Raw genomic sequence first — 9,454 nt, forward strand, 5'->3', positions numbered from 1 at the left:
CGAGCGCTCGAACGGGTGAGCGGCTGAACGACGAGCGCGCGGACGCTAGGGCCGGAGCGCGGCGCGCTGGCCGGCGGCCTCGCGCTGGGCGGCGCGGACGGTCGCCTCGATGCAGGTGTTCGGCATCGCCGGATGCCGCCCGATCACGACGACGCCCAGCACGATGCAGGCCAGGCCCAGCGCCTCCCAGGCCAGCGCGGCCGGGGTCACCCGCAACTGGTCGCCGAGGAAGCCGACCCCGCAGGCGATGCCGGCCAGCGGCTGCGCCGCTGTGAGCGCGGGCAGGGACATCTTCAGCGGCGCCGACTCGAACGCGCTCTGGACCAGGATCAGCCCGATCACCCCGATGGCGACCACCGCGTAGGTCTGCCAGCTGCGCAGCAGCAGGTCGATGCCGCCGTGGTTGAAGTGCTGCCCGGCTATCCGGGTCAGCGCGTCCTGGAGTCCGTAGAGCAGACCCGCGGCCAGTGCCAGCAGGGTCGCCTCCTCGAACAGCGGCAGCCGTCTGGCGATGGAGACGAGCAGCAGTGCCACCCCGGCGACCACGCCGAACACCAGCCAGTGCCGCAGCACTCCGGCCTCGGTCCCGCCGCCGGTCGGCTCCCCGCTGACGATGAAGACGGTCACCCCGACGCCCAGCAGCGCGACCCCGCCCCAGCCGCTCCGGCCCAGGCTCTGTTTGGTGATCCGGCGGGCCAGGCCCATCGCGAAGAGCAGATTGGTGGCCAGCAGCGGCTCAACGAGTGAGACGCGTCCCTCGGACAGCGCCATGGCGCTCAGCACCTGGCCGCCGACCATGAACAGCACCCCGAGCAGCCACTCGCGCTTGTGCATCAGTGTCAGCAGCAACCGGTAGGAGAGGATCTCGGACCGTGGCGCACGCTGTGCGGAATGCTGCTGCAGAACGAATCCCAGGCCCAGCAGGCAGGCCGCGCCCACACCCAGAAGAAAGACCGTCACCTGTGCTCACCCAACGTCCGGACCAGCCCGTATGTGTTGCGCACCGCGCCTGCCCGCGCCGTCCGCGCCGCGCGTCATCCGCGGCGCCTCCCGTCGGACGGGTCGAACACAGGCCGTTCCCGCAGAGCGTACAGCGGTCGACTGAGAAAGGCCTGAGCGTCAACCGATATCTGTTCGGCCCTGGGACGGGTGGTGCTCATGGGGCGTCCGCAGCCATGGGTCGTCCGCTGGGGACGGCTGTGGCCGGGGGTGTCAGCGCAGCGGGGCGTCAGAACAGCGGGGCGTCAGAGCAGCGGGGCGTCAGAGCAGCGGGGCGTCAGAACAGCGCGCGCAGTCCCGGGGCGACGGCGAGCGCCAGCGGCGCGCTCACGGCGGCGAGCGCGGCGACGGTGAGCCGCAGCCGCCGGGAGACCGGGAGCCGGGGCGTGCCGGACAGCAGCCGGTCCACCCGGCCCGGTATCTCGGCCAGGGCGGAGGGGCAGGTCGGTGCGGGGCCCATGGCGGTGTTGAGCTCCACCAGGGCCACGGCGGTGGCGAGGCGTCCGTGCCGGCGGGCCGCGCTGTCGTCGGCCGCGAGCTCGACCAGGTGTCCCACCTGTTCCCGGAACAGGTGGAAGATCCTGGCACCGGGGAAGCCGTTGTTGAGCGCCTCGGCGCAGTGCAGCAGCCAGTGGTGCCTGGCCTGGACGTGGCCGCGCTCGTGGGCCAGCACCGCCGCGAGCTCGCGGTCGCTGAGCCGGTGCAGCGCACCGGTGGTCACCACCATCCGGGTGCTGGGGCCGAGTACCGACCAGGCCCGCGGCTGGGCGTTCTCCAGCACCACCAGGCGCTCGCCCCCTTCCAGCCGGCGGCCGCCGAGCAGGTCCGGGGGCAGCTCGGGCGCCTGCCGCGACAGCTCGCGCTCCCGACGGCGCCGCAGCGCACGCGCCGAGCGGACCTCGATGGCCAGCGCCAGGGCCGTCCTGACGCCACCGACCGCCAGCAGGAACGCGCCCGCGACGGCCCAGGGCCGGGCAAGCCCGAAGCCGTAGGCGTCCTCGACCCCGGGCGGGGCACCGGTGAACAGCAGCGCCCGGGCCTGCGGCCAGGCGGCGGCAGCGGTGAGCAGCAGCGCCAGCCCGAAGCAGAGCAGCACCGCGACCACCAGGCACTGCCACGCCCAGAGCGCCAGCACCGGCTCGCGCTCGGACCAGCGGGCGCGAGCCAGCAGCCGGGGGCCGAGAACGGCGAGCAGCAGGCACAGCAGCAGCAGGGCCGGCAGAGCACTCACAGGGGATACCTCCGTGACCAGGAGGGTGCCGCACGCCACAGTGCGTGCAGCCCCAACCTACGCGCCGTCACGCATCGGCGGCAGAGGTTTCCCGCCGGCGTGACGGACGCCACGGCCCGGGGCCCGAGCGCGCGCAGCCAGAGGGGTCACGGGCAGTCAGAGGGGTCAGCGGAGAGCAGGAGCGCGGCCGGAGGGCGGTCAGAGCGCCAGCAGCATGGTGAACATCCCCAGCCCGAGCGTCATCCGGCAGGCCTGGGGGAGTTCCGGGGCGCCCAGCAGTCGCCCGACCACGGACCCCGTCCCCCGCGCCGTACCAGCGGCAGCGGCCGTGCCGCCCCAGCTGCTCCGGCCTCCGGTCCCGCCGGCCAGGCGCAGCCCGCCGACCAGGGCGTAGCCGCCGAAGAAGACCAGCAGCGCACCGGTCAGCAGCGGTACCCCGGCGGCGGTGCCGGTCATCCCGTTCGCTCCGGTCATCCCCGACATCCCGATCATCCCGGACGGTCCGCCGCTCCGGCCGGCCATCGCGAGTGCCATGTACACCATCGCCGCATGCCCGACCCCGTGGTAGAGGTGATGCCCCCGGTGCGCCCCGCGCGTCCCGGAGGCCAGCGACCAGAGTGCGGCCGCCCCGAACAGCGCCAGCCACAGCGGCACCGGCACGGCCCGGCCCAGCCCGTACGGCAGCGCCATCGCGGCCATGCCCAGTCCCTTGAGCGCCTCCGAGGCGTCCAGACCCCGCTCCTGGCGCGGGGCCCGGCGTCGCAGCAGCCGGGCCAGACAGTAGAGCCCGGTCGCTCCCATCAGTACCGTCAGCAGCCACCCCACCACGGCAGGACCTTGCATCCGGGCTCCCCCCTACTGACGGTCACCGGTGCTTCACCCCATGATGGCGGCGGGGGCGCGGGAGCCACAGGGCGCGACAGGGGGCGCACACGCGCGCCGCGGTCCGCGCCGCCGGAGCCGGGCCGTGCGGATCCCGGCCATCGGGACCGGGGGAACCCGGGAAGCGGATCGCCGGGATCCGGGCCGGCGGCCGCATCGTCTGCACGGCCGACCCCCGAGGACGCATGTACTCCCGTTGGAGTACATCGGGCGGAGACTGCCCCAGCTGGACTACATTCCCGGCCGCCCTGTTTCATCCCTCCGAGTGTCTTCCCAGGCTGCGCCTCTCGTTACGTTGGATCGGCCCGAGTCACCAGGTACGCAGTGCAGGACCGCGACACCTCGGTGGCCAAGCGACCAAGCGCAAGGACGAGACCTCACCATGGGCCGACTGATCCGCCTCCCGATGCAGCGCCGTTCCGCCACGCAGCTCCCCACCCCGCCGCGTGCCGTGATCGTCTCCGCCAGCGTCGGAGCCGGGCACGACGCCGTCGCCGAGGAACTGGCCGCGCGGCTGGAAGAGGCCGGCGTCGTCGTGGACCGGCACGACTTCCTGGACCTGCTGCCCGGCCCGGCCGGACGTGTCCTGGTCGGCTCGTACCACAAGATGCTGGAGCGGGCCCCCTGGACCTGGAAGCTGCTCTACGGCGGCATGGACAACGAGCGCATGATGAGCATGCAGGCCAGCCTGTTCACCGCGCTGGCCGGCCGCCGGATGCGCGCCGTGGTCTCCGCCGACGACACCCGCATCGTGGTCTCCACCTACCCGCTCGCCAGCCAGGTCCTGGGCCGGCTGCGGCGCCGCGGCCAGGTCCGGACCCCCGTGCACACCTACCTGACCGACTTCTCGGTGCACCGGCTCTGGGCCTCGCCGGACGTGGACGCCCACCTGGCGGTCAACCCGGTCCCGGCCGCGCAGGCCCGCGAGGTCGGCTGCTCCGGCGTCTCGGTGGTCGCCCCGCTGGTCGACCGCCGCTTCACCCCGGTCACCCCCCGCGCCCGCTACGCCGCCCGGGCCCGCTGGAGCCTGCCGCAGGAGGCCCGGCTGGCGCTGCTGGTCGGCGGTTCCTGGGGCGCCGGTGAGATCGAGCGCACCGTGGCCGACATCGAGGCGGCCGACCCCGGCATCACCTGCCTGGTGGTCTGCGGGCGCAACGAGTCGCTGCGCGAGCGCCTGCTGGCCGCCGGTGTCCGGCACGCCTACGGCTGGGTCTCGGACATGCCGAGCCTGATGCACGCGGCGGACGTGCTGGTGCAGAACGCCGGCGGGATGACCGTGCAGGAGGCCGTCGCGAGCGGGCTCCCGGTGGTCACCTACCGGTCCATCCCCGGCCACGGCCTGACCAACGCGGCCGCGCTGGACGAGGCGGGCGTGGCACGCTGGGTGAAGCAGCCCGGCGAGCTCGCCGAGGCGCTCGCCGACGCGGTGTACGGCGGTTCCACCCGGGCCCGTGCCGCCGCCCTGCCCGGTGCCGACGCGGTCCGCACCCTGCTGGACAGCGCGGGCCTCGGCCACCTCGCCACCCACCAGGTCCCGGTCCCCGCCGTGGCGGTCGCCGGTCCCGTACCCGTCGTGGAGATGGAGTCAGTCCGTTGAGTCCTGTCCTGGGCATCGGCGCTCGCGGTGCGGTGAAGGCCGCCGCCGTGGTCGCCGGAGGTCTGGCGCTCGCCCACGCGGCGCCCGCCGTCACCTCCATCCAGCCGCTGGAGCCGCTGCGCCGTCGGCTGTTCCCCCGCTTCGGCGGGGTGGGCGACCCCGGGCACGTGGCGCTGACCTTCGACGACGGACCCGACCCGCTGTCCACGCCGCGCTTCCTCAAGGTGCTGGAGCACCGAGGGGTGAAGGCGACCTTCTTCCTGCTCGGCTTCATGCTGGAGCGCGACCCCGGCCTGGGCCGGGAGATCGCGGCGGCCGGCCACGAGGTGGCCGTGCACGGCTACCTGCACCGCCCGATGGTGCTGCGGACCCCGGCGCAGACCCGGGACGACCTGAGCCGGGCCCGCGACCTGGTCGCCTCGGCCACCGGCGTGTCCCCGCGCTGGTACCGCCCGCCGTACGGCATCGCCACCACCTCGGCGCTGCGTACAGCGCGCCGGCTCGACATGACGCCGGTGCTGTGGACCAGCTGGGGCCTGGACTGGCGCGCCGGCGCCACCGGCAGCTCGGTCTATGACACGGTCACCGGCAACCTCGACGGCGGCGGGACGATCCTGCTGCACGACTCCGACTGCACCTCGGCGCCGGCCTCCTGGACCGCGACGCTGAGCGCACTGCCAAGGCTGCTGGACCACTGCGAGGAGCGCGGCTGGAAGCTGGGCCCCCTCGCCGACCACGGCATCAGCTGACCCCGGTCACCCCGAGCGAGCCCGTAGGACAGCAGACACCAGGACGTCGCACGATCAGGACGCCGCACGATCAGGACGCCGCACAACCAAGACGCCGCACAACCAAGAGGCCGCACAACCAAGAGGCCGCACCGTCACTGACGGTGCGGCCTCCGGCGCGTTCATGGGCGGCGTGCGCCGACCGGCCAATCGGGAGAAGGTGTCAGATAAGCGGACAAACACAGAAGTCTCCCTCGGCGGCCTTGAACGGGAGAACCTTCTGTATATACGGTGTCTTAGCAACAGTTCCTTCTGTATAGGCAGGCCAGACATGCAAAATCTCTCGCCCACGCTTCCTTCTGCAGACAGCGCGACTCCAGAGATCGCTGCCAGCCCTGCCTGGAAGGAGCTCAAGGACGCGGTCGAAGCACTGCGCCCGCTCCAGTCCAAGGACGGGTCGATCGACCTCAACGCCAGAGGTGCCGCGACCCGCGACGAAGCCGACGCACTGGTGTCCTCCATCACCGCGGCCGTGCGCGTGCTCGCGCCGCAGTTCCCGCACGACGCCGCCTACCTCGACGCCGTGATCACCGACCTCGGCCGCTGGGCGTCGTCCGGCTACGCCGTCCCGGACTTCCTGGACTCGCTGCTGGCCTTCCAGCCGGCCGCGAACCGCCAGGACGGCCTGCTGCACCTGGTGCTCTTCCCGATGTACACGCAGAACGGCAACCCGGACCGCAACCTCGAGGCCGTGCTGCTCACCGTGGTCTGGCCGGACTGGCTGGCCGAGCTGGAGCGCACCCGCTTCGACAACCCCATGTTCGTGCCGATCACCTTCATCGACTTCACCTCGGGCTACGACACCAACTCCGCCGTGCTCTTCCCGGAGACCGTCGCGGTCCGCGAGGCGCCCGAGCGCTTCACCTGGGGCGGTATCTTCTGCGACCGCGAGGCCGCCCGGTTCCGCTCGGTCAGCACCGCCGCCGTCGCCACCCTCGGCCTGGACATTCCCGCCGACGCGGCCGTGCTGCTGCAGGACCAGAAGCTCTCCCAGGAGACCTTCGTGCTCTGGGACCTGATCCACGACCGCACCCACAGCCATGGCGACCTGCCGTTCGACCCGTTCATGATCAAGCAGCGCAGCCCGTTCTGGATGTACGGGCTGGAGGAGCTCCGCTGCGACCTCACCGCCTTCAAGGCCGCCGTACAGCTGCAGGCCGAGGGCTACGAGCAGGGCCGCAACGTTCAGTACGCGATCCTCTTCGACCGGATGTTCCGCTTCCCGGTCAGCGGTGACCGGGTCCGCAACTACGACGGCCTCGGCGGGCAGCTGCTCTTCTCCTACCTGCACAAGCACGATGCGCTGCGCTGGACCGACAACCGGCTCACGATCGACTGGGACCGCGCCACCACGGTCACCACCGATCTCTGCACGGAGATCGAGACCCTCTACCGCGACGGCATCGACCGCCCCAAGACGGCCCACTGGATCGCCGCCTACGAGCTGGTCTCGCGCTACCTCTCCCCGCACCCCGCCTCGGTCTGGGCCAAGGGCCCCGACGCGCTGCCGCTCACCGGCGAGGGCAAGTCCCTGAACAAGGCGCTGTGCGACGCGGTGCTGCCCGACGAGTTCCCGCTGAGCATGTTCTTCGAGGCCCTGTCCAAGAAGCTCTCCGGGGTCATCGCCTCCACCACCGGGATCACCGGCACCAGCGAGCTCAGGAGCGCAGCGTGATCGCCGGCATCCCCCGCCCGCTCAACGGCCGGGTGGTCGCCGTGGCCGGCGCCACCGGCGCGGCCGGCCACGCCACCGTGCGCAGCCTCGCCGCCGCCGGCGCCACGGTGGCCTGCGCCGGCACCGACCCGCGCCGCCTGGACGCCCTCCTCGACGCAACCCGCCGCGCCGTCCCCGGCGCCACCGTGGTCGGCCAGGTCCTGGACCTGCTCGACCCGCAGGCCGCACACGACTGGTCCGACCACGTCGAGGCCGAGCACGGCAGCGTGGACGGCCTGGTCCACCTGGTCGGCGGCTGGCGCGGAAGCAAGAAGTTCACCGACATCCAGCTCTCCGACTGGGACTTCCTGCACGACCAGCTGGTCCGCACCCTCCAGCACACCACGCTCGGCTTCCACGACGCCCTGCTGCGCAGCCCCAATGCGCGCGTCGCCGTCGTCTCCGCCGCCGGCGCGGCCAAGCCCACCGCGGGCAACGCCGCCTACGCCGGGGCCAAGGCCGCCGCCGAGGCCTGGACGCTCGCGCTCGCCGACTCCTTCCGCAGCGTCAGCGCCGCAGCGGAGCAGCCGCAGCACGCGGCGGCTGTCATCCTGGTCATCAAGGCCCTGGTCACGCAGCAGATGCGGGAGGCCAAGCCCAACGCCAAGTTCGCCGGCTTCACCGACGTCGCCGACCTCGCCCAGACCATCACCGACCTGTGGAACCGACCCGCAGCAGAACTGAATGGACAGCACCTGTGGCTGACGCCGCGATGACCCCCCAGCCCGCCGCCGACAACGCGGTGGTCAGCACCGACGCCGTGCGCCGGCACGACCCCGCCGTCCGGGGCTTCGCCAGCGACAACTACGCCGGTGTGCACCCGGAGATCCTGGCCGCCCTGGCTGTCGCCAACGGCGGCCACCAGATCTCCTACGGCGAGGACGACTACACCCACCACCTGCAGGAGGTCTTCCGCCGCCACTTCGGCGAGCGGGCCCAGGCCTTCCCGGTGTTCAACGGCACCGGCGCCAACGTCGTCGCGCTCCAGGCGCTGCTGCCGCGCTGGGGCGCGGCCGTCGCCGCCGAGACGGCGCACATCAACGTGGACGAGTGCGGCGCCCCGGAGAAGATGGCCGGGATCAAGCTGCTCACCGTCCCCACGCCGGACGGCAAGCTCACCCCCGAGCTGATCGACCGGCAGGCGTGGGGCTGGGGCGACGAGCACCGCGCACAGCCCCTGGCCGTCTCGATCGCCCAGAGCACCGAGCTGGGCACCTGCTACACCCCCGACGAGATCCGGGCCATCTGCGAGCACGCGCACGAGCGCGGGATGCTCGTGCACGTCGACGGCTCCCGGCTGGCCAACGCGGCCGCGACGCTCAAGCTGCCGTTCCGGGCCTTCACCACGGACGTCGGCGTGGACCTGCTCTCCTTTGGCGGCACCAAGAACGGACTGCTGCTGGGTGAGTGTGTGGTCGTGCTCAACCCGGACGCGGTGAAGGACATCCCCTTCCTGCGCAAGATGTCCATGCAGCTCGCCTCCAAGATGCGCTTCATCTCGGTGCAGTTCGAAGCGCTGCTCAGCGGTGACCTGTGGCTGCGCAACGCCGGCCACGCCAACGCGATGGCGCTCCGGCTGGCGGCGGCCGTCCGTGACATCGACGGCGTCGAGATCGTTCGCCCGGTGCAGGCCAACGCGGTGTTCGCGCTGCTGCCGCGCGAGGTGAGCGAGCGCCTGCAGAAGCGTTACCGCTTCTACTTCTGGAACGAGCACACCGGCGAGGTCCGCTGGATGGCGTCCTTCGACACCTCCGAGGCCGATATCGACGCCTTCGCGGCGGCCATCGCCGAGGAGATGGGCAAGCGCTGAGCGGCCCTCTCTCGCAGTGACCGAGGCCCGGCACCCGCACCACCCCTCACGGTGCGAGCGCCGGGCCTCCTTGTCTGCGCACTGCCGCAGGGCCCTGCTCGCCTCGATTTGACCTTGCCGGGGTGGCCGCGTAGTGTCCTCCGGGTTGCCCTGCGGAGCGCGGTGGCGGCCATCCCCTGAATCAGATCGCATGGCTCTGTTTTGCCATGCCTTCTTTTGGGGAATGCGGCGGAATTGGCTGGCACCGAGAAATTCCGCTAGAGTTTCACTCGTCGGAACGGGCCGGAAACGGCGCGGGAAGACGGAAATCGGACCGGAAAGCGTCTGATAGAGTGGTGAACGAAGGAAGCGCCCGGAGGGGCCGGTGAAACGGTCTCGAAGGAAGCGTCCGCTCCTTGAGAACTCAACAGCGTGCCAAAAGTCAACGCCAGAT

Annotated in this window: 8 protein-coding genes; 5 read left to right on the forward strand and 3 right to left on the reverse strand. The window is 72.1% G+C overall.

Annotated features, from left to right (window positions below; translation table 11 throughout):
• Positions 1-45: 45 nt before the first annotated feature.
• The 3 genes from ABH925_RS29760 to ABH925_RS29770 form a co-directional block, all read right to left on the reverse strand.
• Entirely contained in the window at positions 46-960 is a 915-nt protein-coding gene (locus ABH925_RS29760; RefSeq protein ID WP_370152878.1) for a DMT family transporter, read from the reverse strand.
• A 316-nt stretch (positions 961-1,276) separates the two neighbouring features.
• Positions 1,277-2,230, reverse strand: a complete 954-nt coding sequence (locus ABH925_RS29765; RefSeq protein WP_370152880.1) for a M56 family metallopeptidase — start codon at positions 2,228-2,230, stop codon at positions 1,277-1,279.
• A gap of 198 nt (positions 2,231-2,428) precedes the next feature.
• Positions 2,429-3,073, reverse strand: a complete 645-nt coding sequence (locus ABH925_RS29770; RefSeq protein WP_370152882.1) for a DUF5134 domain-containing protein — start codon at positions 3,071-3,073, stop codon at positions 2,429-2,431.
• Between the two features lie 421 nt (positions 3,074-3,494).
• On the opposite strand from ABH925_RS29770, the gene ABH925_RS29775 reads away from it, so the two are divergent.
• The 5 genes from ABH925_RS29775 (at position 3,495) to ABH925_RS29795 (ending at position 9,021) form a co-directional block, all read left to right on the forward strand.
• Positions 3,495-4,709: a glycosyltransferase gene (locus ABH925_RS29775; protein WP_370152884.1), complete on the forward strand. Its 1,215-nt coding sequence runs from the start codon at positions 3,495-3,497 to the stop codon at positions 4,707-4,709.
• Positions 4,706-5,458, forward strand: coding sequence for a polysaccharide deacetylase family protein (locus tag ABH925_RS29780; RefSeq protein ID WP_370152886.1), 753 nt, complete (start codon positions 4,706-4,708; stop codon positions 5,456-5,458). Before ABH925_RS29775 ends, ABH925_RS29780 begins: the two co-directional genes overlap by 4 nt.
• 310 nt (positions 5,459-5,768) lie before the next feature.
• Positions 5,769-7,172: a DUF6421 family protein gene (locus tag ABH925_RS29785; RefSeq protein ID WP_370152888.1), complete on the forward strand. Its 1,404-nt coding sequence runs from the start codon at positions 5,769-5,771 to the stop codon at positions 7,170-7,172.
• The gene (locus ABH925_RS29790; protein WP_370152890.1) at positions 7,169-7,927 is read left to right on the forward strand and encodes an SDR family NAD(P)-dependent oxidoreductase; all 759 of its coding nucleotides are present in this window, start codon (positions 7,169-7,171) and stop codon (positions 7,925-7,927) included. The genes ABH925_RS29785 and ABH925_RS29790 overlap by 4 nt, the downstream gene beginning before the upstream one ends.
• Entirely contained in the window at positions 7,924-9,021 is a 1,098-nt protein-coding gene (locus tag ABH925_RS29795; protein ID WP_370152897.1) for a low specificity L-threonine aldolase, read from the forward strand. The genes ABH925_RS29790 and ABH925_RS29795 overlap by 4 nt, the downstream gene beginning before the upstream one ends.
• Positions 9,022-9,454 lie beyond the last annotated feature (433 nt).

Origin of the sequence: Streptacidiphilus sp. EB129, from assembly GCF_041262645.1 — a bacterium.
Taxonomy (GTDB): Bacteria; Actinomycetota; Actinomycetes; order Streptomycetales; family Streptomycetaceae; genus Streptacidiphilus.